At 70.7% G+C, this 24,868-nt stretch carries 22 protein-coding genes; 9 read left to right on the top strand and 13 right to left on the bottom strand.

Annotated features, from left to right (window positions below; all coding sequences use genetic code 11):
- Position 1: 1 nt before the first annotated feature.
- The 7 genes from L2K70_RS17690 to L2K70_RS17660 all read right to left on the bottom strand — a co-directional run bounded on the left by L2K70_RS17690 (position 2) and on the right by L2K70_RS17660 (position 9,018).
- A complete protein-coding gene (locus L2K70_RS17690; RefSeq protein ID WP_372477491.1) occupies positions 2-1,237 on the bottom strand; it encodes a cysteine desulfurase in 1,236 nt (411 codons plus the stop codon).
- A 71-nt stretch (positions 1,238-1,308) separates the two neighbouring features.
- Positions 1,309-2,067 (bottom strand): Fe-S cluster assembly ATPase SufC, encoded by a 759-nt coding sequence (gene sufC, locus L2K70_RS17685; protein ID WP_236404521.1) that lies wholly within the window; start codon positions 2,065-2,067, stop codon positions 1,309-1,311.
- A complete protein-coding gene (locus L2K70_RS17680) occupies positions 2,064-2,426 on the bottom strand; it encodes a non-heme iron oxygenase ferredoxin subunit (RefSeq protein WP_236404520.1) in 363 nt (120 codons plus the stop codon). The genes sufC and L2K70_RS17680 overlap by 4 nt, the downstream gene beginning before the upstream one ends.
- Positions 2,426-3,628, bottom strand: coding sequence for a Fe-S cluster assembly protein SufD (gene sufD, locus L2K70_RS17675; protein ID WP_236404518.1), 1,203 nt, complete (start codon positions 3,626-3,628; stop codon positions 2,426-2,428). Before sufD ends, L2K70_RS17680 begins: the two co-directional genes overlap by 1 nt.
- Before the next feature lie 103 nt (positions 3,629-3,731).
- The gene (sufB, locus tag L2K70_RS17670; protein ID WP_236404516.1) at positions 3,732-5,150 is read right to left on the bottom strand and encodes a Fe-S cluster assembly protein SufB; all 1,419 of its coding nucleotides are present in this window, start codon (positions 5,148-5,150) and stop codon (positions 3,732-3,734) included.
- A complete protein-coding gene (locus L2K70_RS17665; protein ID WP_236404514.1) occupies positions 5,147-5,857 on the bottom strand; it encodes a helix-turn-helix transcriptional regulator in 711 nt (236 codons plus the stop codon). Before L2K70_RS17665 ends, sufB begins: the two co-directional genes overlap by 4 nt.
- A gap of 140 nt (positions 5,858-5,997) precedes the next feature.
- The gene (locus L2K70_RS17660) at positions 5,998-9,018 is read right to left on the bottom strand and encodes a S8 family serine peptidase (RefSeq protein ID WP_236404513.1); all 3,021 of its coding nucleotides are present in this window, start codon (positions 9,016-9,018) and stop codon (positions 5,998-6,000) included.
- A gap of 238 nt (positions 9,019-9,256) precedes the next feature.
- Between L2K70_RS17660 and L2K70_RS17655 the strand changes: the two genes are divergently transcribed.
- Genes L2K70_RS17655 through L2K70_RS17645 form a run of 3 tightly spaced genes read left to right on the top strand, consistent with a single transcriptional unit; the run spans position 9,257 to position 11,906 of the window.
- A complete protein-coding gene (locus L2K70_RS17655) occupies positions 9,257-10,195 on the top strand; it encodes an ABC transporter ATP-binding protein (RefSeq protein ID WP_236404512.1) in 939 nt (312 codons plus the stop codon).
- Entirely contained in the window at positions 10,192-10,974 is a 783-nt protein-coding gene (locus L2K70_RS17650) for an ABC transporter permease (RefSeq protein WP_308195846.1), read from the top strand. Before L2K70_RS17655 ends, L2K70_RS17650 begins: the two co-directional genes overlap by 4 nt.
- Positions 10,975-10,976: 2 nt before the next feature.
- Entirely contained in the window at positions 10,977-11,906 is a 930-nt protein-coding gene (locus L2K70_RS17645; RefSeq protein WP_236404511.1) for a COX15/CtaA family protein, read from the top strand.
- Between the two features lie 18 nt (positions 11,907-11,924).
- Here the strand turns inward: L2K70_RS17645 and L2K70_RS17640 are convergent, their stop codons facing one another.
- The 3 genes from L2K70_RS17640 to L2K70_RS17630 all read right to left on the bottom strand — a co-directional run bounded on the left by L2K70_RS17640 (position 11,925) and on the right by L2K70_RS17630 (position 14,574).
- Positions 11,925-12,410, bottom strand: coding sequence for a class F sortase (locus L2K70_RS17640; protein ID WP_236404510.1), 486 nt, complete (start codon positions 12,408-12,410; stop codon positions 11,925-11,927).
- Positions 12,410-13,333 carry a hypothetical protein gene (locus L2K70_RS17635; RefSeq protein WP_236404509.1) on the bottom strand — a complete coding sequence of 308 codons (924 nt, stop codon included), beginning with the start codon at positions 13,331-13,333 and terminating at the stop codon, positions 12,410-12,412. The genes L2K70_RS17640 and L2K70_RS17635 overlap by 1 nt, the downstream gene beginning before the upstream one ends.
- 260 nt (positions 13,334-13,593) lie before the next feature.
- Positions 13,594-14,574, bottom strand: a complete 981-nt coding sequence (locus tag L2K70_RS17630; RefSeq protein WP_236404508.1) for a heme o synthase — start codon at positions 14,572-14,574, stop codon at positions 13,594-13,596.
- Between the two features lie 203 nt (positions 14,575-14,777).
- Here L2K70_RS17630 and tkt point away from each other — a divergent pair, with 203 nt between their 5' ends.
- The 6 genes from tkt to pgl all read left to right on the top strand — a co-directional run bounded on the left by tkt (position 14,778) and on the right by pgl (position 22,944).
- Complete coding sequence (gene tkt / locus L2K70_RS17625) at positions 14,778-16,874, top strand: transketolase (RefSeq protein WP_236404687.1); 2,097 nt, start codon at positions 14,778-14,780, stop codon at positions 16,872-16,874.
- A gap of 56 nt (positions 16,875-16,930) precedes the next feature.
- Entirely contained in the window at positions 16,931-18,046 is a 1,116-nt protein-coding gene (tal, locus tag L2K70_RS17620; RefSeq protein ID WP_236404506.1) for a transaldolase, read from the top strand.
- Complete coding sequence (pgi, locus tag L2K70_RS17615) at positions 18,043-19,707, top strand: glucose-6-phosphate isomerase (RefSeq protein ID WP_236404504.1); 1,665 nt, start codon at positions 18,043-18,045, stop codon at positions 19,705-19,707. The genes tal and pgi overlap by 4 nt, the downstream gene beginning before the upstream one ends.
- On the top strand, positions 19,707-21,230 hold the full coding sequence (gene zwf / locus L2K70_RS17610; RefSeq protein ID WP_236404497.1) for a glucose-6-phosphate dehydrogenase: 1,524 nt from the start codon (positions 19,707-19,709) through the stop codon (positions 21,228-21,230). The genes pgi and zwf overlap by 1 nt, the downstream gene beginning before the upstream one ends.
- Positions 21,231-21,304: 74 nt before the next feature.
- The gene (locus tag L2K70_RS17605; RefSeq protein WP_236404495.1) at positions 21,305-22,216 is read left to right on the top strand and encodes a glucose-6-phosphate dehydrogenase assembly protein OpcA; all 912 of its coding nucleotides are present in this window, start codon (positions 21,305-21,307) and stop codon (positions 22,214-22,216) included.
- Positions 22,213-22,944 carry a 6-phosphogluconolactonase gene (gene pgl / locus L2K70_RS17600; RefSeq protein WP_236404493.1) on the top strand — a complete coding sequence of 244 codons (732 nt, stop codon included), beginning with the start codon at positions 22,213-22,215 and terminating at the stop codon, positions 22,942-22,944. Before L2K70_RS17605 ends, pgl begins: the two co-directional genes overlap by 4 nt.
- A 111-nt stretch (positions 22,945-23,055) precedes the next feature.
- Here the strand turns inward: pgl and L2K70_RS17595 are convergent, their stop codons facing one another.
- The 3 genes from L2K70_RS17595 to secG form a co-directional block, all read right to left on the bottom strand.
- Positions 23,056-24,042 carry a hypothetical protein gene (locus L2K70_RS17595; RefSeq protein WP_236404491.1) on the bottom strand — a complete coding sequence of 329 codons (987 nt, stop codon included), beginning with the start codon at positions 24,040-24,042 and terminating at the stop codon, positions 23,056-23,058.
- A gap of 174 nt (positions 24,043-24,216) precedes the next feature.
- A complete protein-coding gene (locus L2K70_RS17590) occupies positions 24,217-24,576 on the bottom strand; it encodes an RNA polymerase-binding protein RbpA (RefSeq protein WP_308195845.1) in 360 nt (119 codons plus the stop codon).
- A gap of 27 nt (positions 24,577-24,603) precedes the next feature.
- Positions 24,604-24,843: a preprotein translocase subunit SecG gene (secG, locus tag L2K70_RS17585; RefSeq protein ID WP_236404487.1), complete on the bottom strand. Its 240-nt coding sequence runs from the start codon at positions 24,841-24,843 to the stop codon at positions 24,604-24,606.
- Between the last annotated feature and the right edge of the window lie 25 nt (positions 24,844-24,868).

Here is a 24,868-nt window from a genome sequence, read left to right as displayed (position 1 = left end):
GTCATCCCACCTTGAAGTAGCTGCGGGTGTGGTGGAGGCCCTCGACCAGCGCGTCGATCTCCGCGGGGGTCGTGTAGAGGTACGACGACATCCGGGTCGTGCTCTGCACGCCGAACCGCGCGTGAGCGGGCTTCGCGCAGTGGTGACCGGCACGCACGGCGACGCCGCGCGAGTCGAGCACCTGGGCGATGTCGTGGGGGTGGACGCCGTCGAGCTCGAACGAGATCGCGCCACCGCGCTCGGCCGCGTCGAGCGGGCCGAGGACCTTCACGCCGGGGACGGTCTGCAGGCCCTCGAGGGCGTAGGCGGTGATGGCCTGCTCGTGCGCGTGGATCGCGTCGAGCCCGATGTGACCGAGGTAGTCGACCGCGCAGCCGAGGCCGACGGCCTCGACGATCGGCGGCGTGCCGGCCTCGAAGCGGTGCGGCGCCCTGGCGTACGTCGACCGCGCCATGGTCACCGTCTCGATCATCTCGCCGCCACCGTGGAACGGCGGCAGCTCGTTGAGCAGCTCCTCGCGACCCCACAGCACGCCGATCCCCGTCGGGCCGCAGACCTTGTGGCCGGTGAAGACCAGGAAGTCGCACCCGGCCGCTTGGACGTCGACGGTGAGCTGCGGCGCGGCCTGGGAGGCGTCGATCACCGACAGGGCACCGACGGCCTTGGCGCGGGCGACGAGGTCGGTGACGGGGTTGATCGTGCCGAGCATGTTGCTGACCCAGGTGAAGGCCAGCACCTTGGTGTGCTCGTCGACCAGCTGGTCGGCGTTCGACAGGTCGAGCCGGCCGTCGTCGGTCAGGCCGAACCACCGCAGCTCCGCGCCCGAGCGCTCGCACGCCAGCTGCCACGACACGATGTTGGAGTGGTGCTCCATCTCGGTGATCACGACGTTGTCGCCGGGACCGAGGTCGATCGTGCGGGCCAGCAGGTTGAGCGCCTCGGTGGCGTTCTTGGTGAAGACCACCTCGTTGCGCGACGGCGCGTTGAGGAAGGCCGCGACGCGGTCGCGCGCCCCCTCGTAGGCCTCGGTCGACTCCGCGCCGAGCTGGTGCATGGCACGGGCGATGTTGGCGTTGTGCCGCTCGAGGTGGTCGACCATCGTGTCGATGACGACCTGCGGCTTCTGCGAGGTGTTCGCGCTGTCGAGGTAGACCAGCGGCTGCCCGCCCGCGAGCGTGCGCTCGAGGATGGGGAAGTCCTTGCGGATCACCTCGAGATCCGGGAGCAGTCCCTTCATCGGTCTTCCTCTCTCAGTCGGTGGTCTCGTGACGGTCGCTGCGCGACCTCCTCGACCAACGGGCGGGTGCCTCAGGCGTTCGCCTTGACGTACTTGTCGTAGCCGTTGGCCTCGAGCTGCTCCGCGAGCTCCTTGCCGCCGGACTCGGCCACCTTGCCGTCGACGAACACGTGGACGAAGTCGGGCTCGATGTAGCGCAGGATGCGGGTGTAGTGGGTGATCAGCAGGACACCCTTGCCCTCGCGGGCGCGGAACCGGTTGACGCCCTCGGAGACGACCTTCAGCGCGTCGATGTCGAGGCCCGAGTCGGTCTCGTCGAGGACGGCGACCTTGGGGTCGAGCAGCTCGAGCTGCGCGATCTCGTGACGCTTCTTCTCACCACCGGAGAAGCCCTCGTTGACGCTGCGGGTGCCGAACGACGGGTCGAGGTTGAGCTGCTCGAGCGCGGCGTTGACGTCCTTGACCCACGTGCGGAGCTTGGGGGCCTCGCCGTCGAGGGCGGTCTTGGCGGTGCGCAGGAAGTTCGACACCGAGACGCCGGGGACCTCGACGGGGTACTGCATCGCGAGGAACAGGCCGGCGCGGGCGCGCTCGTCGACCGACAGCGACAGGACGTCCTGGCCGTCGAGGGTCACGGTGCCGCCGGTGATCGTGTACTTCGGGTGACCGGCGATCGAGTAGGCCAGCGTCGACTTGCCGGAGCCGTTGGGGCCCATGATCGCGTGGGTCTCGCCGTCGTTGATGGTGAGGGTGACGCCCTTGAGGATCTCCTTGGGGCCGTCCTCGGTGTCGACGGTGACGTGGAGGTCGGTGATGACGAGCTTGCTCATGCGGGGGTGACTCCGTTCAGGGTGGTCTCGGTGTCGACGTAGACGTCACTGGTGCCATGGGCGTTGGCGCGTACGTCGACGGGGAAGGTGGCGACCGGCTCGGTCGCCGGGAGGTTGGTGGGCTTGCCGGTGCGCAGGTCGAACATGGACCCGTGCAGCCAGCACTCGATCTGGCAGCCGCCGTCGGTCTGCTCGACCTCGCCCTCGCTGAGGGCGACCTCGGCGTGGCTGCAGGTGTCCTCGATCGCGAAGACCTCGTCGCCGTCGCGCGCGATCGCGACGTCGTACCGGCCGAGGGTGACCGCGAGGGCCTTGTCGGACTGGATCTCGTCCAGCGCGCAGGCACGAACGAATGCCATCAGGACTCCCGACCGAAGGCGGCGAGGTCCTGGAGGACGTTCTTGGCGAGCTCGGCCTCGACCGTGGTCAGCAGCCGGTCCTCGATCGACGGCACGCCGACCTGGCGGATCAGGTCGTTGAAGAAGCCGTGCACGACCAGGCGCTGCGCCTCCTTCTCCGACACACCCCGCGACTGGAGGTAGAAGAGCTGCTCGTCGTCGAAGCGGGCAGTGGCCGAGGCGTGACCCGCACCCTCGATCTCACCGGTCTCGATCTCGAGGTTGGGGACCGAGTCGGCGCGGCAGCCGTCGGTGAGGACGAGGTTGCGGTTCTCCTCGTAGGTCTCGATGCCCTCGGCGACCTTGCGGATCAGGACGTTGCCGATCCACACGGTGTGCGCGCCCTCGCCCTGCAGGGCTCCCTTGTAGACCACGTTGCTCTTGGTGTGCGGGGCGTTGTGGTCGGCGAAGAGCCGGTGCTCGATGTGCTGGCCGGCGTCGGCGAAGTAGAGGCCGAGCAGCTCGGCCGAGCCGCCGGGGCCGTCGTAGGTGACGTTGGCGTCCATCCGGACGACGTCGCCGCCGAACGAGACCGCGGCGTGCTTGTAGGTGGCGTCGCGACCGACCCGGGCCTGGTGGTGCGCGAGGTGGACCGCGTCGTCGGCCCAGTCCTGGATGGACACCACGGTGACGTCGGCACCGTCACCGACGACGATCTCGACGACGGCGGCCATCGCCGACGAGCCCTCGTGGTTGATCACCACGACCGCCTTGCTGTGGGCACCGAAGCGCATCGCAACGTGCCCGGCCTCGGTGGTGGAGGCGTCCTTGCCGTCGAGCGAGATGACGATCGGCTCGGCGACCTCGAGGTCGGCCGGCACGTCCACGACCAGCGAGGCCGGCACCTCGGCCAGGACACGCGCGGCGAAGCGCGTGTTGGGCACGAGACCGCTGATCCCGCGCAGGGAGCGTGCCTCGTCACCGCTCACACCCTCGATGCGGACGCCCTCGGGGGTGTTCCAGGTGCACGAGGTCGTGCTCCGGTCGAACGGCGCGTCGGCGTGCAGGCCCTTCAGCCGCTTGAGCGGCGAGAAGCGCCAGATCTCCTCGCGCCCGGTGGGCACGGGGTGGTCGGCGACGTCGAAGGAGCCGACGGGGTTGAGGTGGCTCTCGATCGTGTCCTGCTCCAGGGCGGAACGGACGGAGTCGGTCGTGACGGTCAAGGTTTCTCTTTCTACGTTCAGCAGCTGGCGTTCAGTCGGTCCTGTCCTCCGGAGCGCTCGGCGCGTCGGCTGCGCCGCCGCGTCGTGCGCTCCGGATCAGGGGTCAGCCGACCGCGCCCTCCATCTGCAGCTCGATCAGGCGGTTGAGCTCGAGGGCGTACTCCATCGGCAGCTCCTTGGCGATCGGCTCGACGAAGCCGCGCACGATCATCGCCATCGCCTCGTCCTGCTCCATGCCGCGCGACATGAGGTAGAAGAGCTGGTCGTCGGAGACCTTGGAGACACTCGCCTCGTGGCCCATCGACACGTCGTCCTCGCGGATGTCGACGTAGGGGTAGGTGTCGCTGCGGCTGATCTGGTCGACGAGCAGCGCGTCGCACAGCACGTTGGACTTCGAGCCGTGGGCGCCCTCGTTGACCTGGATCAGCCCGCGGTACGACGTACGGCCGCCGCCGCGCGCGACGGACTTGCTGAGGATCGACGAGGAGGTGTGCGGCGCGGCGTGCACCATCTTGGCGCCGGCGTCCTGGTGCTGGCCCTCGCCCGCGAAGGCGATCGACAGCGTCTCGCCCTTGGCGTGCTCGCCCATCAGGTAGATGGCGGGGTACTTCATCGTCACCTTGGAGCCGATGTTGCCGTCGACCCACTCCATCGTCGCGCCGGCCTCGCAGGTCGCGCGCTTGGTGACGAGGTTGTAGACGTTGTTGGACCAGTTCTGGATGGTCGTGTAGCGGACGCGCGCGCCCTTCTTGACGACGATCTCGACGACCGCGGAGTGCAGCGAGTCCGAGGAGTAGATCGGTGCCGTGCAGCCCTCGACGTAGTGCACGTAGGAGTCCTCGTCGGCGATGATCAGCGTCCGCTCGAACTGGCCCATGTTCTCGGTGTTGATCCGGAAGTAGGCCTGGAGCGGGATGTCGACGTGGACGCCCTTGGGCACGTAGATGAACGAGCCGCCCGACCACACCGAGGTGTTGAGCGCGGCGAACTTGTTGTCACCGACCGGGATGACGGTGCCGAAGTACTCCTTGAAGAGGTCCTCGTGCTCCTTCAGTGCGGTGTCGGTGTCGACGAAGACGACGCCCTTCTCCTCGAGGTCCTCGCGGATCGAGTGGTAGACCACCTCGGACTCGTACTGCGCGGCGACGCCGGCGACGAGGCGCTGCTTCTCAGCCTCGGGGATGCCGAGCTTGTCGTAGGTGTTCTTGATGTCCTCGGGCAGGTCCTCCCACGAGGCGGCCTGCTTCTCCGAGGAGCGCACGAAGTACTTGATGTTGTCGAAGTCGATGCCGCCGAGGTCCGAGCCCCAGGTCGGCATGGGCTTGCGGTGGAAGAGCTTGAGGCCCTTGAGGCGCAGGTCGAGCATCCACTGCGGCTCGGACTTCTTCGCGGAGATGTCGCGCACGACGTCCTCGTTGAGGCCGCGGGTGGCGGCAGCGCCGGCGTCGTCGGAGTCGGCCCAGCCGAACTCGTACTTGCCGATGCCCTTGAGCGACGGGTTGAGCTCTTCGATGGAGGTCATGCCTTCTCCTTCTTCACTGCGGGCTTGAGGGTCTGGGGGATGCACGTGGTGCAGACGCCGTCGCCGTGGGCGATGGTCGCGAGACGCTGGACGTGGGTGCCGAGGACCGCGGCGATGGCTTCGGTCTCGGCCTCGCACAGCTGCGGGAACTCGTGGGCGACGTGGGAGACCGGGCAGTGCTGCTGGCACATCTGCTCGCCCACGCTCTGCCCGTTGGCTGCAGGCAGGTCGCGCACCGAGGCGGCGTAGCCGTTCTGGGTGAAGACCTTGGCCAGCGCCTCGGCGGGGCTGAGGTCCGGGTCGAGCTCGGTGACGGCGGCGTAGTCGCGCTCGACGAACGAGACGCGCCGGCGGGCGAACTCGAGGACCGCGTCCTCACCTTGGGTCTCGGCGAGGAACCGCATCGCCTGCACGGCCAGGTCGTCGTACTGCTGGTCGAAGCTGTCGCGCCCCGCCTGGGTCAGCACGAACACCTTCGCCGGGCGGCCCCGGCCGCGGGCGCCGTAGACCTTGGGCTCGCGCGACTCCACGACGCCCTCGGCAGCGAGGTGGTCGAGGTGGCGTCGTACGGCGGCCGGGGTGAGGTCGAGCCGGTCGGCCAGGTCGGCGGCGGTGGACGGGCCGTTCTCGAGGATCGTGCGGGCGACGCGGTCACGCGTGGGCGCATCGCCCTCGCGCACTGCCGTCGACGTCCTCACGAATTCCACAACGACAGTGTGTCGTTATTGCTTCCCGCCGTTCAAGCAAGGGTCCCCTAAGTGCGGTCCCCGGACGCGCCGACGGGCGTGACACCGGGAGGAGTCACGCCCGCCGACAGGTCGAGCTGGTGGTTCTGGTGGAGCTCAGGTCACGGCACGGTCACCGTGACGAACGTCGGCGCGAGCGCGCCGTCGTACTCCAGCACGCCGAGGTAGCGAGCCGCCGGGTCCAGGCCGGACCACACCGCCTTGAAGGAGGTGGGCTGGCCCTGGGTCACCGGCACCGGGTTGGGCTCGGCGTGGAACCCGCCGAGCGTGGTGGTGGGCGTGACCAGGTACCGGTCGTAGCGGTACGCGATGCCGCTCTCGCCGCTGGCCGCGGCGTAGCCGTCGACCTCGACCAGGTAGGTCGCCGCCTTCGGGTTGGTGAGCGTGACCCGCTCGTCCGCCGAGCCCGTCGCCGACTGTCCGGCGAGCGCCACCGGCGTGCCGGCCGCGTTGAGCTCGTAGACGTAGAGGTCGAGGTCGGCCCCGTCATTGGCGGCGTCCACGTCGAAGCGGGCGAACTTCGTGCCCGCGGCGATCGTGACCTTCTCGGAGTAGGCCGTGCCAACCGCGAGCGTGCCCGCGTTGGTGGTCGCCTTGGCCAGTCCGCTGGTCTTCACGTTCAGGTCTCCGGTGAAGCCCGCCGTGATCGCCACGTCGGCGCTGCCGGCGGCACCCGAGCCCTTGACCTCGGCCGGGGCGGCGACCGCCACCGGCCGCAGCGCGACCGGGAGGCGGACCGTGGTGGGTCCGGTGAGCGTCGCGAAGCCGGTCGAGAACGCGCCGAGCTCGGCGGTCGTGCGCGTGAAGGTGAAGGTCACCGTCTGCTTCTCACCCGCCGCCCCGAACGTCAGCGACGGCTTGTCCGCCACAGCCGTGAAGCCCGGGACGGACACCGCGACGTTCCACGTGCCCGCCTTCAGCGCGGTGAACGTGCGCTTGATCGTCACGCTCGAGGTGACCTGGCCCTTGGCCATCGACGGGATGTTGAGGTCGGTGGCGTTGATCCCCGTGACCCCGGTGATCGGGTAGCCCTGACCCACCAGGAAGCTCAGCCACTCGTTCGGGGTCGACGTCACGACCAGGCCCGGGTCGAAGAACTTCGTCGGGTCGACGTGACCGGCACCCTCGTCGAACGGGTTGGTGTTGGCGGAGCCGTCGGCCTTCTTCAGGTCGTAGGCCGTCGTCATCATGGCCGACTTGACCTCCATCGGGCCCCACGTGGGGTTGACCCCCAGGATGAAGGCCGCGAGTCCGGCGATGTGCGGGCTCGACATCGAGGTACCGGAGTAGAGGTCGAAGCTGCGACCGCCACCCGACGGGGGCGCCACGGCCGCCAGCACGCTGACGCCGGGAGCCGAGATGTCCGGCTTGATGACGTCGGAGTCGTTGGCGACTGCCGGGCCGCGCGAGGAGAAGCCGGCGATCTGCGGGATGGGGGTCTCGACGCCGGTGGTGTTGCCGACCACGAACGACGCCGTGGCGCCGGCCGTCGCGGCGTACGCGCGGATGGCGTCACCCGCGGTCTTGTCGACGTGGACCGTCGGCACCGAGTGGAAGTCGGCGTCGAGGCTCTGACCCGCGGACGGGTTGGCGAGCACCATGGCCACGCCGCCGGCCCGCTTGACCTCCGCGCTCTTGGCGACACGGTCGTAGGTGCCGCGCGCGCAGACGACGATCTTGCCGGCAGCCTTGGCCGGGTCGAGGGTGTTCGGGCCGCAGAGGCTCAGCGCCGTCGCGTCCGCGCCGGCGAGACCGCTGGCGGAGGAGTTGACGATCGCCGTGGAGGGCACCGCCTGGTCGGAGATCGACGCGCCCTTGTACTTCGCGCCGTTGCCCAGCACGACGGTGTTCTCGTAGTTGACGTGGGTCGAGGCCGCCACCGTGGTGATCCACGGGCTGTTGTGCGCGACGGTCGAGGCGGTCGGGCCGCTGTTGCCGGCCGACGCCGAGACGAAGATGCCCGCGGCGGCTGCGTTGAGGAACGCGAACTCGACCGCGTCGACGACCGTGTCGGTCGCACCCGAGATCGAGTAGTTGATGACGTCCACGCCGTCGGCGATGGCGTCGTCGACCGCGTCGAGGGTCGATGAGGTGTAGCAACCGCCGGTGTCGGGGTCGGTGTCGCTGAAGCAGACCTTGTAGGCCGCGATCTTCGCCGCCGGCGCCATGCCGCTGACCTTGCCGAAGTAGCGGCCCTCGACGCTCGCGTCGACGCCGTTGTTGCCGGCGGCGGTGCTGGCGGTGTGCGAGCCGTGGCCGTCACCGTCGCGGGTCGAGATGTACTCGGCCTCGTAGCGGTCCTGCGGCTTCACGCTGTCGAGGAACGCGTCGGGGTAGTAGCGCGCGCCGATGAGCTTGCTGTTGCAGTCGTCGGCGGTCCACTTCTCGCCGGGCTCGCAGACGCCGCGGAAGGTCGAGCCGTCCGCCTTCTTGAAGTAGATCGTGTTGCCCTGGCGGTAGATGCCGTCGGCGCTGGTGGGGTTGCGGCCGATCTTGGAGCCCGCGAAGGACGCCGACTCGGGCCAGATGCCGGAGTCGAGGATGCCGACCACGACACCCTTGCCGGCCTTGGCGACACCGCCGTACTTGGCCCACTGCCCGTTGGCGCCGTCGAGCCCGAGGAACGTGGGGGACTTGTAGGTGTCCAGGCTGAACGCCGTGTCCTTGACCACCATCAGCACGTCCTTGGACTGCGAGAGGTCGGTGGCCTGCTTGCTCGACAGGCGGGCGGTGAAGGAGCTGGCAGCGAGGGTCGAGCGGCTCATCACCTCGGCACCCACCTGCGCGGCGAGCCCGTTCTGGCGCTTGGTCAGGTAGGCCTGGTAGGCGGCGACCTTGTCCGAGCGGGCGTCGAAGGACTTCCCGGGGGCGGCCGCGGTGGCCTTGAGGCCCGCCACGCCGCCCGCGTACCGGGTCGCGGCGTCGTCCCGGAGGACCACGACGTAGCGCCCCGCGGTGAGGGTCGAGGCCTTGGGGGCGATCGCGGTCGTCATCGACCGGTCGGTCTTCTTGGTGGCAGCGGTCGCGCTGGGCATGCCCGCCGCCAGGCCGCACACCACTGCGGCCGTGGTCAGGACGGCGAGGCCGCGTCGCGCGCCCCGCCCGGTGAAGTGGATCGACACGTATTTCCTCCGAGGTGTACGGACACGGCGAACGGCTCGCCGTCGGCGCGCACGACCGGATCGCGGTCTGGGTGCGAGCCAGATCACAGAAGGCCATGGGACGGCCACAGTCAAGAGCAGCGGGACGAAAAGCGACGAAGCGGTGACAAATCGATACCTACGGGTGTACCCCACGGGTGACGAGCGTCTCGCCGCCACCGCGGCGGTGGTCCTCGGGGACCCTCCCTAGACTGACGAGGTGTCCACCGCCGCGCCCGCCGTCTCGGTCGACGGCCTGGTGATGCGGTACGGCGACAAGGTGGCCGTCGACGGGCTCTCGCTCGAGGTGGCCCGCGGGACCATCACCGCCGTCCTCGGGCCCAACGGCGCCGGCAAGACCACGACGCTGGAGACGTGCGAGGGCTACCGCGCGCCCCAGCAGGGCACGGTCCGCGTGCTCGGTCTCGACCCGCAGCGCGACCGTGCCGAGCTCCTCCCCCGGATCGGCGTGATGCTGCAGGCCGGCGGTGCGTGGAGCGGCGTGCGGGCCGAGGAGATGCTCGAGCACATGGCCTCCCTGCACGCGCGGCCGCTGGACACGAGGATGCTCGGCGAGCGGCTCGGGCTGGGCGACTGCGGCCGCACGCCCTACCGCCGCCTGTCGGGTGGCCAGCAGCAGCGGCTCGGCCTGGCGATCGCGCTGGTCGGGCGGCCCGAGCTGGTCTTCGTCGACGAGCCGACCGCCGGCATGGACCCGCAGGCGCGGCGCACGACCTGGGAGCTGCTCGAGGAGGTGCGGGCCGACGGGGTCACCGTCGTGCTGACGACGCACCACATGGACGAGGCCGAGCACCTGGCCGACCGGATCCACATCATCGACCGCGGACGCGTCATCGCCACCGGGACCCCGGGCGAGCTGACCCGCGAGGGCCGGTCCGCGACCATCCGGCTCGTCGTCAACCGCCCCTTCCCGGACGGTGCTCCCGAGTCGCTGCGCGCCGAGCTCGGTCCGGGGACCGAGGTCCGCCAGCTCGACGAGGTCAGCATGCTGGTCCACGGCCCGGCCGACTCGATGACCCTCGGGCGGGTCTCGCGGTGGTGCGAGGAGCACGACGTCCTCCCCGAGACGCTCAACCTGGGCCAGCGCAACCTCGAGGACGTCTTCCTCGACCTCACCGGACGGGAGCTCACGCCGTGAGCGCGACCTTCACCCCGGCGCCCGGCGGCGCACCCCTCTCGCGGATGGTGCTCGCCCAGGCCCGGATGGAGGCGCGGCTGATGCTGCGCAACGGCGAGCAGCTCCTGCTCGCCGTCGTCATCCCCGTCATCGTCCTCGTGGGTGGTGTGGCCGGGGCGGACCGGCTCGGCCTCGACCTCCAGGGCCACCGGCCGGTCGACGTCCTCACGCCCGGCGTGCTGGCGCTCGCGGTCATGTCCACCGCCTTCACCTCCGTCGCCATCGCGACCGGCTTCGAGCGCCGCTACGGCGTCATCAAGCTGCTGGGGGCGTCGCCCCTGCCCCGTCACGGCCTGCTGCTCGGCAAGGTCGTGGCACTGCTCAACGTCGTCGCCCTGCAGCTCGTGGTGCTCGTCGTCGTCGGCCTCGCCCTCGGCTGGCGGCCCGCGCTCGACCACCCGCCCACCTCGGCCCTCGGGCTCGTGCTCGCCGTCGCTGTCGGGACCGCTGCGTTCGCCGCGCTCGGCCTGTTCGTCGCCGGCGTGCTGCGAGCCGAGGCGACGCTGGCCCTCGCCAACCTCGTCTACCTGCTGCTGATGGCCGGCGGCGGCGTCGTGCTGCCGACGTCGACGTACGGCTCTGCGGGGTCCGTCATCCAGTGGCTCCCCTCGGCCGCGCTCGGCGACGCGATGCGCGCGGCGCTGGTCGACGCTGCCGTGGACGGGCGCTCCCTGCTCGTGCTCGCCGTCTGGGCCGCCCTCGGCACCGCACTGACGGCCCGGACCTTCAGGTGGGAGTGACCGTGCTCCAGACGCTGCTCGACCGGCTGGCCCGCTACCTGTGGCCCCTGGCCCTGGCCAACCTCGTCGCCAACATCGGCATCGTGGTGACGGGCGGCGCCGTACGCCTCACCGGCTCCGGCCTCGGCTGCCCGACCTGGCCCCGCTGCTCGGACGAGTCCTACGTCGCGCACGGCGAGCTCGGGGTCCACGGCGTGATCGAGTTCGGCAACCGCATGCTGACCTTCGCGCTCGCGGCCGTCGCCGTGCTGTGCTTCCTCGCCGCACTGGGCGCCGCCCACCGTCGCGCGACGCGGCTCTCGCTCGTCATCGGCCTCGGCATCCCGCTCCAGGCGGTCATCGGCGGGATCACGGTGCTGACCGACCTCAACCCGTGGATCGTGTCGGGCCACTTCCTGCTGTCGATGGCGATGATCATGGTCTGCGTCGCGCTGGTCGACGAGCTGCGCAGCCCCGACCGGGCGCCGGCACCTCCCCTGCCCCGGGCGCTGGCCTGGGCGACGCTCGCCGTCGGCTGGGTCGTGCTCTACCTCGGCACCGTGGTGACGGGCGCCGGCCCCCACGCGGGTGACACCGAGTCGCCGCGCAACGGCCTCGACCCGGCGACGGTGTCCCACCTGCACGCGTACGCCGTCTACGCCCTCGTGGCGCTCACGGTCGCGCTGCTCGCCGTCGCCGTGCGGGGCGGCCACCCGTGGCTCGCCCGGGTCACCGGGCTCGTGCTCCTCATCGAGGTCGCGCAGGGCGTGCTGGGGTGGACGCAGTACTGGCTCGACCTGCCCGTCGCCCTCGTCGCCCTGCACATGCTCGGGGCCGGCCTGCTCGCGGCGGGACTGGCGCGGATCGCCCTGGCCGTCCTGCCCCACCACGCGCGCCACGAGGCGCGCGCGGACGGGCAGGAACAGCCGAGGGCGGCCACCCGCCTCCCCTGATCCCGTTGTCGGCAGGGGTCAGCGGCGTTCGAGCTTGCGGGCGAACACCACGGTCCGCTGGGCGTAGTCGTCGGCCTTGCACGCGACAAGCACGATCCGAGGTGGCCCGGACACCGAGTAGAGGTGCCCCATCCGCCGGGAGGCGGGCCAGTACTCGCGTCGCGTCACCTCGAACCGGCAGCCGGCCACCGTGATCCGGTCGCCTCTGCGTAGCTTCCCCCACCTGTCGGCCACGCCGTCGCCGGCCCGCCACGCGTGACCGGCGTACACGGTGCTGCCGCTGGGGTCGCAGGGTGGGTCGCCCTTCGACCACGTGTAGACCGTGCCCCGCAGGCGCGATCCCACGGCGAGGGTGCCGCGGCGCGTCGGCACCTCGACGACGACCGCGTCGGTGCCGGTGCGGGCGATCGTGAGCCGGTCAGGGGCGGCGGCGTCCGCCGCACCCTGACCGACCGGCACCAGCACTGACGCGAGCAGCGCGGCCGCGGCGACGGTGCGACGCATCACGCCCCGGTGTGGGGCGCGACCTCGGGAGCCTGCGCGCACGCCTTGCGGGTGAACGTCAGCGTCCAGACCGACCTGCCCTGCAGCCGGTACGACGCGTCGGCGGCGGTGGCACGGACCGTGACGGTGCGTGTGCGGGCCTTCAGCCACACGCCCTGCCGGAGCGCCTTGCCCTTGGCGGTGTAGACGACGCCGTCGCGCTTGGCCACCTTGAACAGGTCACCCTGGCGACCGCACTTGTCGATGCGGCGCGCGCCGGCCCTGACCACCAGCACCTGCGCGGGCAGGACCTCGGGCGGCGTGGTCACCGGAGGCGTCACGACCGGCGGGTTCGTCGTGGGCGGCGTCGGGCAGGCGACGTTGCTGTCCGTGGGCTCGGGGTAGGTGACGCTCCTCTGCCCGTTCGGGAACGTGTATCCCGGGTCGGCGGTGATCGTCAGGCTGCCGTCGGCGTTGGACGTCGAGGTCCACGGCCCGCTCGGCACGGTGCCGAAGCGGGCGTTGCCCGGACCGCAGTCGTCGACCACGGGCACGGACGGCGCGGTCACGGTCGTGACGTTGCAGCCGTCGCTGAACTCGCCGACCTCGACCGAGTCCCCGTTGGTGGAGTAGATGTTCTGCCCGTCGCGCACCCACTTGCCCTGCACGGTGAGGTTGATCGCGGACGTCGGCTTGGTGGTCACCGTCTCGGTGACGGTCCTGGTCTGCGAGCCGCCGATGACGGTGCCGACCGGCAGGACCGCCGTCCGGTTGGACTGCGTGATGGTCTCGGAGATGGTCTCGCTGTTCGCGATGGTCCAGGTGACGGTCCAGCCGCCTCCCTGCTTGCACGTCACCGTGCCCGTGACGGTGTTGTGGTGGGCACTGGCGGCCCCCGCCACCCCCAGCACGGCGAAGCCCACCGCGAGGGCGAGCGTCATCATCCGGGACACGGCGCGGTGGCCGGTCCCCCTGTTCTCCGTGCTCCCCCGTGGACGGCGTCGGCCGCTCGGTCGTGCCTCGGACAGGCGCGCGCGTGGCGCTGCTGCAGTCATCCTTCTCGTTCTCCCCGGTGTCGGGGGCAGGCCCTTGTGCCCACCCCGGCCTCCGATTGAACGAGACGGTCACGTCCCCGAACACGGGGGCTGGTCTCAAGAAGATGTCCAGAGATCGCCCGACCCCCGCACGGGGTGTCAAGGGAGTCTCAGCGTCCGAGCAGGGGGTCCAGCGCGACGGCCACGAAGAGCAGCGAGAGGTAGAGGTTGGAGGCGTGGAACAGGCGCATCGGGTTGATGTCGGAGAGCGCCTCCGAGGACTTCGCCCGCGACCACATGCGGTGCGCCTCCACGAGGAAGACCGCGCCCAGCACAGCGGCCGCGACCGGGTAGACGAGGCTGGTCCCGGCGACCGGCCAGAGCAGCAGCGACGTCGCCACCATCACCCAGCTGTAGACGACCACCTGCCGCCCCACCTCGGCGGCCGGCTTGACCACCGGCAGCATCGGGACGTCGACGTTGCGGTAGTCCTCGCGGTAGCGCAGCGCCAGCGCCCAGGTGTGCGGCGGGGTCCAGAAGAAGACGACGAGGAACAGCACGACCGGCGTCCAGGCGAGCTCGCCCGTCACCGCGGTCCAGCCGATCAGGGCCGGGAAGCAGCCGGCCAGTCCGCCCCACACGATGTTCTGGGTGGTGCGGCGCTTGAGCACCATCGTGTAGACGAACACGTAGAACGCGTTGGCGAGCACCGACAGCGCCGCCGAGAGCACGTTGACCCACAGCGCCAGGACGACGGTCGAGAGGACCGCGAGGACCGTGGCGAACACCAGGGCCGAGACCGGCGAGACGATGTGGCGCGGCAGCGCGCGACGACGCGTACGCCGCATCTGCTCGTCGATGTCGCGGTCGTAGACGCAGTTGTACGCCGACGCGGACCCGGCGGAGAGCGCGCCACCCACGACGGTCGCCGCGACCAGGCCCAGGGAAGGGATGCCCCGCTCGGCGAAGAACATCACCGGGACGGTCGTCAGCAGGAGCAGCTCGATGACCCGCGGCTTGGTCAGCCCGACGTAGGCGCCGACGACGTCGCGCCAGGTCTTGGCCGCGGTCTCGTCGAACGTCGACCCGGTCCCTTCGCCACCGTCCGACGGTCGCGCAGACGCATCGGCGTGCGGACCGGCTGAAGACACGGTGGAGGACCTCGCGGGACGGGTGGGGATGAGACGTGGACCAGGGGGAACCGAAGGGTTTCGACGAGCTGTCGAACCGGCGTCCTGAGCCACCCTCGGGTGGGGTCGAGTCTACTCGGCCACGACGCTAGGCTCGCAGTCGAGGGGCCTGTGCTCCGCGTTGCACTCCACCGAGAGGAACTGTGTTGACCACGAAGTCCGCCCTGCCCGCCACCCTCGACTGGGACGACACCGACAAGCTCGGCGTCGACACCGCCCGCGTGCTCGCGATGGACGCGGTGCAGAAGGTGGGCAACGGTCACCCCGGCACGGCGATGAGCCTGGCGCCGGTGGCCTACCTGCTGTTCCAGAAGGTCATGCGGCACAACCCCGCCGACCCGGAGTGGGTCGGCCGCGACCGCTTCGTCCTCTCGTGCGGGCACAGCTCGATCACCCTCTACACCCAGCTCTTCCTCGGCGGCTTCGGCCTCGAGCTCGACGACCTCAAGGCGCTGCGCACCTGGGGCTCGAAGACCCCCGGCCACCCCGAGCTCGGCCACACCGCCGGCGTCGAGGTCACGACCGGTCCCCTCGGCCAGGGCGTCGGCAACGCCGTCGGCATGGCCCTCTCCGGTCGACGGGTCCACGGCATGCTCGACCCCGACGCGGCTCCGGGAGAGAGCCTGTTCGACCACCAGGTCTACGTCCTCGCCTCCGACGGCGACCTCGAGGAGGGCGTCAGCTCCGAGGCCTCGTCCATCGCGGGAACGCAGCAGCTCGGCAACCTGACGATGATCTACGACCGCAACCGCATCTCGATCGAGGGCGACACCGACATCGCGTTCACCGAGGACGTCGCGGCCCGCTACGCCGCCTACGGCTGGCACGTGCAGACCGTCGACTGGACCAACGGCGGCACGGAGTACGTCGAGGACGTCGCCGCCCTCTACGCCGCCATCCGCGAGGCACACACCGTCGGCGACAAGCCGTCGATCATCGTTCTCGACACGGTCATCGCCTGGCCCGCACCCAACGCCCAGGGCACCGAGGCCGCCCACGGCAGCGCGCTCGGCGCCGACGAGGTCGCCGCGACGAAGAAGGTGCTGGGCTTCGACCCCGACAAGACCTTCGAGGTGCCGCCCAGCGTCATCGAGCGCACGCGCGACCTGCGCGAGCGCGGAGCCGCCTGGGCCGCCGAGTGGGACGAGGAGTTCGCCGCCTGGTCGTCGAAGAACACCGCGTCGGCCGACCTGCTCGCCCGGCTCAAGCGCCGGGAGATGCCGGCCGACCTCGCCGAGTCGCTGCCGACGTTCGACGCCGACGAGAAGGGCGTCGCCACGCGCTCGGCCTCCGGCAAGATCATCAACGCGCTCGCCCCGGTGCTGCCGGAGCTGTGGGGCGGCTCGGCCGACCTCGCGGGGTCCAACAACACGACCATCACCAGTGCCCCGTCGGTCGGCCCGGTGGTCGCCGAGGTCGGTGAGTGGAGCACCGACCCCCACGCCGGTCGGGTCCTCCACTTCGGCATCCGCGAGCACGGCATGGGCGCGATCATGAACGGCATCGCGGCCGACCGCCTGACCCGCGTGTTCGGCGGCACCTTCCTCACCTTCTCCGACTACATGCGCGGCTCCGTGCGCGTGGCGGCGCTCAGCCGGCTGCCGGTCACCTACGTGTGGACCCACGACTCCATCGGTCTCGGCGAGGACGGACCGACCCACCAGCCGATCGAGCACCTCGCGGCCCTGCGCGCCATGCCCGGCCTCGACGTCGTACGGCCTGCGGACGCCAACGAGACCGTCGCCGCCTGGCAGACGATCCTCGGCCACACCGACCGTCCGGCAGCGCTCGCGCTGACCCGCCAGAACGTGCCGGTGTTCCCGCGCGGCGAGGACGGCTTCGCCTCGACCGAGGGTGTCGCGCGCGGTGGCTACGTCCTCATCGACTCCGAGAAGGCCACGCCCGACGTGATCCTCATCGGCACCGGGTCCGAAGTGCAGCTCGCTGTCGAGGCCCGCACGCTGCTGGCAGCCGACGGCATCGACGCCCGGGTCGTCTCGCTGCCCTGCCTCGAGTGGTTCGAGGACCAGGACGAGGCCTACCGCGACATGGTGCTGCCGCCCACCGTCAAGGCCCGCGTCTCCGTCGAGGCCGGCGTCAAGCAGGGGTGGCGCGAGCTCGTCGGTGACCACGGCCGCATCGTCTCCATCGAGCACTACGGCGCGTCCGCCGACTACGCCCGCATCTACGCCGAGTTCGGCATCACGGCCGAGGCCGTCGCCGACGCCGCGCGCGACAGCGTCGCCGTCGTCACCGCCTGACCGCGCCACACCGACCGCCAACCGGCCACCACGTGGCCACCACTGGGAGGAAGCCCATGAACGACCGTCTCAAGGCCCTGGCCGACGCCGGGGTCTCCATCTGGCTCGACGACCTGTCCCGCGAGCGCCTGGAGACCGGCAACCTCGCCGAGCTCGTCCGGGAGAAGAACGTCGTCGGAGTGACCTCCAACCCCGCGATCTTCCAGACCGCGCTGGCCGACGGTGAGCGCTACGACGCGCAGGTGCGTGAGCTGGCCGCCGAGGGAGCCGACGTCGACCGGGCGACGCTGGTCATCACCACCGACGACGTGCGCGAGGCCTGCAAGGTGATGCGCCCCGTCTTCGACGCCACCGACGGCGTCGACGGCCGCGTCTCCATCGAGGTCTCCCCCGGCCTGGCGCACTCGACCGACGACACCGTCACCGAGGCCGCCACCCTCTACGAGACGGTCGGCGAGCCCAACGTGATGATCAAGATCCCCGGCACCAAGGAGGGCTGGCCCGCGATCACCGAGACCATCGGGGCCGGCATCTCGGTCAACGTGACGCTGATCTTCGGGCTCGAGCAGTACGAGAACGTGATGGAGGCCTACGTCGCCGGGCTCGAGAAGGCGAAGGACAACGGGCACGCCCTCGCCGACATCCACTCCGTCGCGTCGTTCTTCGTGTCCCGCGTCGACACCGAGATCGACAAGCGGCTCGACGCGATGACCGAGGGACCGGGCACCGCCGCCGACCTCAAGGGCAAGGCCGGCGTGGCCAACGCCCGGCTCGCCTTCCAGATGTACGAGGAGTTCTTCAGCGGGCCGCGCTGGGAGGCCCTCGAGGCCGAGGGTGCCCGCAAGCAGCGCCCGCTGTGGGCCTCGACGGGCGTGAAGAACCCCGACTACGACGACACGATGTACGTCGTCGACCTGGTCGTCGAGAACACCGTCAACACCATGCCGGAGAAGACCCTCGACGCCGTCGCCGACCACGGCGAGGTGCGCGGTGACCGGGTCCGCCCGTTCTACGACGACGCGCACGCCCACATGCACGCGCTGGCCGAGGCGGGCATCGACTACGACGACGTGATCGAGGCCCTCATCAAGGAGGGTGTCGACAAGTTCGTGGTCGCCTGGGACGAGCTCCAGACCACGCTCGGCAAGTCCCTCGAGGCCGCACGGCAGTGAGCGCCGGCGCCACCGACCCCAGCACGACCGACGCCTGGGCCTCGCTGGCCCGGCTCGCCGAGTCCTACACGCCCGACCTGCGCGCACAGCTGGGCGACGCCGGCTTCGTCGCGGACCGTTCGCTCACCGCGGCCGACCTGCACGTCGACCTGTCGAAGAACCTCGCCGACGCCGACGTGGAGGCGGCCCTGTTCTCCCTGGCTGACGAGGTGTCGGTGGCGGCGCGCCGGGACGCGATGTTCGCCGGCGAGCACATCAACGTCACCGAGGACCGGGCGGTGCTCCACACCGCGCTCCGGCTCCCGGCGTCGGCCTCGCTGACGGTCGACGGCCAGGACGTCGTCGCCGACGTGCACAAGGTGCTCGACCGCGCCTACGCCTTCGCGGAGCGGGTCCGCTCCGGCGAGTGGACCGGCGTCACCGGCCGGCGCATCGAGACGGTCGTCAACATCGGCATCGGCGGCTCGGACCTCGGCCCGGTCATGGCCTACGAGGCGCTCGAGCCCTACCGCCAGGACGGACTCACCTGCCGCTTCATCAGCAACATCGACCCGACCGACGCGGGCCAGACGCTGAAGGGGCTCGACCCGGAGACGACCCTCTTCATCGTCTCCAGCAAGACCTTCGGCACGCTCGAGACGCTGACCAACGCCCGGCTGTGCAAGGCCTGGCTGCTCGACCGTCTGCCGTCCGGCGCCGACGCGGACGACGCGGTGGCGAAGCACTTCGTGGCCGTCTCGACGGCGCTCGACAAGGTCGCAGACTTCGGGATCGACACCGACAACGCGTTCGGCTTCTGGGACTGGGTCGGCGGTCGCTACTCGATGGACTCGGCCATCGGGCTGTCGCTCATGGTGGCCGTCGGCCCCGACCACTTCGCCGACCTGCTCGCCGGCTTCCACGCGATGGACGAGCACTTCCGCACCGCGCCGGCCGAGGCCAACGTCCCGCTCCGGATGGGGCTCCTCAACGTCTGGTACACCAACTTCCTCGGAGCCCACACGCACGCCGTGCTGCCCTACTCGCAGCTCCTGCACCGGTTCCCGGCCTACCTGCAGCAGCTGACGATGGAGTCCAACGGCAAGGGCGTGCGGTGGGACGGCGAGCCCGTCGGCTACGACACCGGCGAGGTGTTCTGGGGCGAGCCGGGCACCAACGGACAGCACGCGTTCTACCAGCTCATCCACCAGGGCACGCGACTCGTACCGGCGGACTTCATCGCCTTCGCGCGGCCGTCGTACGACCTCAAGGACGAGGTGGACGGCGACCAGGTGGACGTCCACGAGCTGTTCCTCGCCAACTTCTTCGCCCAGACCAAGGCGCTCGCCTTCGGCAAGACGCCCGACGAGGTGCGGGCCGAGGGCGTCGACGAGGCACTCGTGTCCGCGCGGACCTTCCCCGGCAACCGGCCGACGACGTCGATCATGGCGCCCGCGCTCACGCCGTCGGTGCTGGGTCAGCTCATCGCGCTCTACGAGCACATCACGTTCGTCGAGGGCGCCGTGTGGGGCATCGACAGCTTCGACCAGTGGGGCGTCGAGCTGGGCAAGCAGCTCGCCCAGCAGCTGCGGCCGGCGGTCTCCGGCGACGCCGCCGTCGCGGCCGAGCAGGACGCGTCCACGCAGTCGCTGATCCGCTACTACCAGGAGAACCGACGCTGATGAGCACCGTCAACCCGCTCCGCGACCCGCAGGACCGCCGGCTCCCCCGGATCGCCGGGCCCTGCGGCATGGTCCTCTTCGGCGTGACCGGCGACCTGTCGCGCAAGAAGGTCATGCCGGCGATCTACGACCTCGCCAACCGCGGGCTCCTGCCGCCCGGCTTCAGCCTGGTCGGCTTCGCCCGGCGCGACTGGGCCGACCAGGACTTCGCGCAGATCGTGCACGACGCGGTCAAGGAGCACGCGCGTACGCCGTTCCGCGAGGAGGTGTGGAAGCAGCTCGCCGAGGGCTTCCGCTTCGTGCCCGGCAACTTCGACGACGACAACGCCTTCGACCAGCTGCGACGCACGGTCGAGGAGCTCGACCAGCTGCGCGGCACGGGCGGCAACATGGCGTTCTACCTCGCGATCCCACCGGGCTTCTTCGGCGACGTCGTGGGCCAGCTCAAGGAGCACGGGCTCGCGGACCACGGTCCCGACCAGTGGCGCCGCGTCGTGGTCGAGAAGCCGTTCGGGCACGACCTCGAGTCGGCGCGCGAGCTCAACGCGACGCTGGCCGAGGTCTTCCCGTCGGGATCGATCTTCCGGATCGACCACTACCTCGGCAAGGAGACGGTGCAGAACATCCTGGCGATGCGCTTCGCCAACAACATGTTCGAGCCGATCTGGAACTCCAACTACGTCGACCACGTGCAGATCACGATGGCCGAGGACATCGGCATCGGCGGCCGAGCCGGCTACTACGACGGCATCGGCGCCGCGCGCGACGTCATCCAGAACCACCTCCTCCAGCTGATGGCGCTCGTCGCCATGGAGGAGCCGATCGCCTTCGACGCCGAGAGCCTGCGGATCGAGAAGCAGAAGGTGCTCGCGTCCGCGAAGCTGCCACCGCGCCTCGACACGACCACCGCTCGCGGGCAGTACGCCCCGGGCTGGGCCGGCGGCGAGAAGGTCATCGGGTTCACCGAGGAGGAGGGCATCAAGAAGACGTCCGCCACCGAGACCTTCGCCGCGATCACCGTCCACGTCGACACCCGCCGCTGGGCCGGCGTCCCGTTCTACCTGCGCACCGGCAAGCGGCTCGGCCGACGCGTCACCGAGGTGGCCGTGGTGTTCAAGCGGGCGCCGCACCTGCCGTTCACGTCGACGGCGACCGAGGACCTGACCAAGAACGCGCTCGTCATCCGCGTCCAGCCCGACGAGGGCATGACGATGCGGTTCGGTGCGAAGGTGCCCGGCACCGCGATGGAGATCCGCGACGTCAACATGGACTTCGCCTACGGCGGCTCCTTCACCGAGGCCAGCGCCGAGGCCTACGAGCGCCTGATCCTCGACGTCCTGCTCGGCGACCCGCCGCTCTTCCCGCGCCACGAGGAGGTCGAGCTGTCGTGGAAGCTGCTCGACCCGGTCATCGCGCACTGGGCGAGGAAGGGGCGGCCGGAGCCCTACGAGTCCGGCACCTGGGGGCCGGAGTCGGCCGACAAGATGCTCGCCCGCGACGGACGCGTCTGGAGGAGGCCGTAGATGCCACCCCACGCTGTTCCTCGCCTCCCCCGCTCCGCTCCTCCGCCGAACAACACCGAGGGGACCCCGACAAGATGATCGAGCTGACCGACACCAACTCATCGAAGATCGCCGCGGAGTTCGTCCGCGCCCGCACCCGCGCCGGCAGCCCGGCGATGGGCATGGTGATGACGCTGATCATCGTCGCGCCGGAGGACGACGCCGCCGAGGCGATGATCGCCGCCAAGCGCGCCTCGCGGGAGCACCCCTCGCGCGTGCTTGGCGTGATCCTGGGGGACGCTCGCGGCTCCTCGCACGTCCACGCGCAGGTGGGCAGCGGCGACGGCTGGGGCGGCGAGACCGCGCTCATCCGGCTCAAGGGCGAGGTGGTCAAGCACGCCGAGTCCGTCGTCCTGCCGCTCCTGCTGCCCGACTCCCCCGTCGCGATCTGGTGGCCGACCGCTGCGCCCGAGGACCCGGCCTCCGACCCGCTCGGTGCCCTCGCCCAGCGACGGATCACCGACTCCGCCTCGGTCTCGCGCGGCAGGTCCACCGCGATGCGTACGCAGTGCGAGACCTACGCCCCCGGCAACACCGACCTCAGCTGGACCCGCCTCACCCCGTGGCGCGCGCTGCTCGCGGCCGCGCTCGACCAGCACCCGCTCAAGGTCACCGGGGCCAAGGTCACGGCCGAGCGGGTCAGCCCGAGCGCCGACCTGCTCGCCGCCTGGTTGACCGACCGCCTCAAGGTCGAGGTCGCCCGCGGCACGTCCGACGGCCCCGGCATCACCGAGGTCAGCATGGACACCAAGGAGGGCCCGATCCGGATCTCCCGGGCGGACGGCCGGCTCGCGACGTTCAGCTCCCCCAACCGGCCTGACCGGCCGGTGGCCCTCAAGCGGCGCGAGATACCCGCCCTCCTCGCCGAGGAGCTGCGCCGGCTGGACGAGGACGACATCTACGCCGCGACCGCCGCCAAGCTGGTCAAGCTCCGGAGCAGCAAGTGAGCGCGCCCGTCGTACGCCGTCACGACGACGCGGACGTGCTCGTCGGCGACGTGGCCTCCGCCCTGCTCGAGCGCCTCGAGGCGGCGCAGGCGCGCGGCGAGGTGCCGCAGGTCGGCCTCACCGGCGGGTCGATCGCCGAGGAGCTGCACCGTGAGCTCGCCCGGCGTGCCGCGGACTCCTCGGTGGACTGGTCGCGGGTCGTCTTCTGGTGGGGCGACGAGCGGTTCGTGCCGCGCGACTCCCCCGACCGCAACGCGCGTCAGGCGCGCGAGGCCCTGCTCGACCACGTCGGCGTCGACGAGGCCCACGTGCACGAGGTGCCCGCCAGCGACGAGGTGGAGACAGCCGAGGAGGCCGCCGAGGCCTACAGCGCGACGATGCGGTCCGAGGGGGCCGGCTTCTTCGAGGTGCTGATGCTCGGCATCGGCCCCGACGGGCACTGCGCGTCCCTCTTCCCCGGCCACCCGGCGCTCGAGGCCCGCGACGCGATCGCCGTCGCCGTCCACGACTCCCCGAAGCCCCCGCCCGACCGGGTCACCCTGACCTTCGAGGCCATGGAGCGGTGCCGCGCCGTCTGGTTCATCGCCAGCGGCGAGGGCAAGGCAGAGGCGGTCGCCCGCGCCCTCGCCGAGGACGGGTCGGTCCAGGAGACCCCCGCTCGCGGCGTCACCGGCGACGAGACGATCTGGTGGCTCGACGCCGACGCCGCGTCCGCCCTCCCCGACTGACCGGGCACGTCGTGCCCGTCCGGGCAGGTGACCGGGCACTTCGTGCCCGTCCGGACAGGTGACCGGGCACATCGTGCCCGACGCAGCAGTTGACCGGGAACTCGATGCGGGTCAACGCGACAGATCGATGTACGACCTGTGGCGCGCGCCCCGGACGGCCTCGGCCCGGAGGAAGCCGCGTCTCAGACGATCGGCAGCCGACAGCTCTGTGCCGTAGACATCTAGCTTGGTGAAGATGTCCATGCTCCACGCGCGTTGCTGCTCGAGCCACGCGATGCGCCGTTCGTCGTGCTGCCGCACGTCTTCGTCATGAAACAGCTCCCCGAAGTACTCCGCTCCATATCGCACGCCGGGCTCCCCCACGTCGATGCGGTACTTCGGACGTCCGTTGTCGTCGTGGACCCAGACCTGCGTCTGCGGTGTGCCGATGTCGGCGTCGTACCAGTGCAGGCGCAGCGCGCTCTCGGGCGGAGACTCGGCCTTGGGGTCGCCGATCGGCGCCAACGCCCGGAGCTGGATGACACCGCGATATCCCTTGAACCGTTCCACCTCGTCCAGCAGCAGGCCGTGATCGAGGCCCTGCCGCAGGAACCCGTCAATGGCGCCGAGCGCGTCGAATCGCCAGAGCAGGCGGCCGAGGTCGCAGGTCGTTCGGAGCTGCGTGGTCAACCGGAGTCCATCGATCTCCGTGAGGTCCGCCGACGAGAAGTCACGAATGCCACTCGTGACACCCGGGCGCCGCAAGCGGCTGGCTGCACCGCTGAAGATGTCGAGGTTCGGCATCGTGTGAATGGCAGATCGCGGGAGGGCGTCGACCCCGTGCACCCACGCCGCCGTGCGGTCAACGGCGACTGCGTGCTCCGGTACCAGCAGCTTGGTCGCAGCCACTCTCAACCGCAGCGAGTCGTCCAGGTGGGAGGCGACGAAGACGCCGCGAAGGACGGGTCGCAGCAGGCCCTTCTGCACGAGTCGTCTCCGCAGACTGGCTCCGACGCCGAGGGAGTCGGACTCCTTGGCTGTGAACGGTCGGTCTACCGGCAAGGGCGCATCGGAGCCGAGGACCATCACGTCCTTGGCCCAGGTCGGGGTGACGTGCATGCCCCCACCGTGCCGCGCACGACCGGGCCCGCGCTCGCGTCATCCACAGGGCTGTGCACGAAGTGCCCGGTCACCCACCGCGGCGGGCACGAAGTGCCCGGTCACCCACCACGGCGGGCACGAAGTGCCCGGTCACCCACCACGACGGGCACGAAGTGCCCGGTCACGTGCAGGTCAGAAGATGATCTCGCCGGCCTTGCGGCGCGAGCGGAGGAGGGCGACGGCCTCGTCGAGGATGTCGGCGGCCTCGGTCTCCGAGCGACGCTCCTTCACGTAGGCGAGGTGCGTCTTGTAGGGCTCGATCTTCGGCGCCGGCGGCGGGTTCTCGCTGTCGAGGCTGGCCGGCAGGCCGCACTTGGGGCAGTCCCACGACTCGGGAACGCTCGCCTCGATGGCGAAGGTCACGACCGAGCGGTGGTCATGGCTGCAGAAGTAGGTGACGGTCTGCCGAGGAGCGGCATCGCCGCGCTCGGCCTCACCCATGGGACCAGCTCCGACCCGGCTACCCCGGATCGCGTTTCCAGCACCAGCCACGACGGCTCCTTAGAAGAGTGGGGGGACTCAGTTGCCCGAGTAGGCCTTCAGCAGGCCCAGGGCGACGATGCATGCGAACCAGATGACGCCGACGCCGACCGTGAACCGATCGAGGTTGCGCTCGGCAACCGACGATCCCCCCAAGCTGCTTGAGACGCCGCCACCGAACATGTCGGAGAGGCCGCCACCGCGGCCCTTGTGGAGCAGCACCAGCAGGATCATGATCGCGCTCGTCAGGACGAGCAGGACGGTGAACAGCAGAATCACGAGCGGAAGCCTACGTCACGACGGC

This window comes from Nocardioides potassii, from assembly GCF_021648885.1.
GTDB lineage: Bacteria > Actinomycetota > Actinomycetes > Propionibacteriales > Nocardioidaceae > Nocardioides > Nocardioides potassii.
Note: the sequence above shows the minus strand (reverse complement) of the source record. Positions and strands in the feature narration are given on the sequence as shown.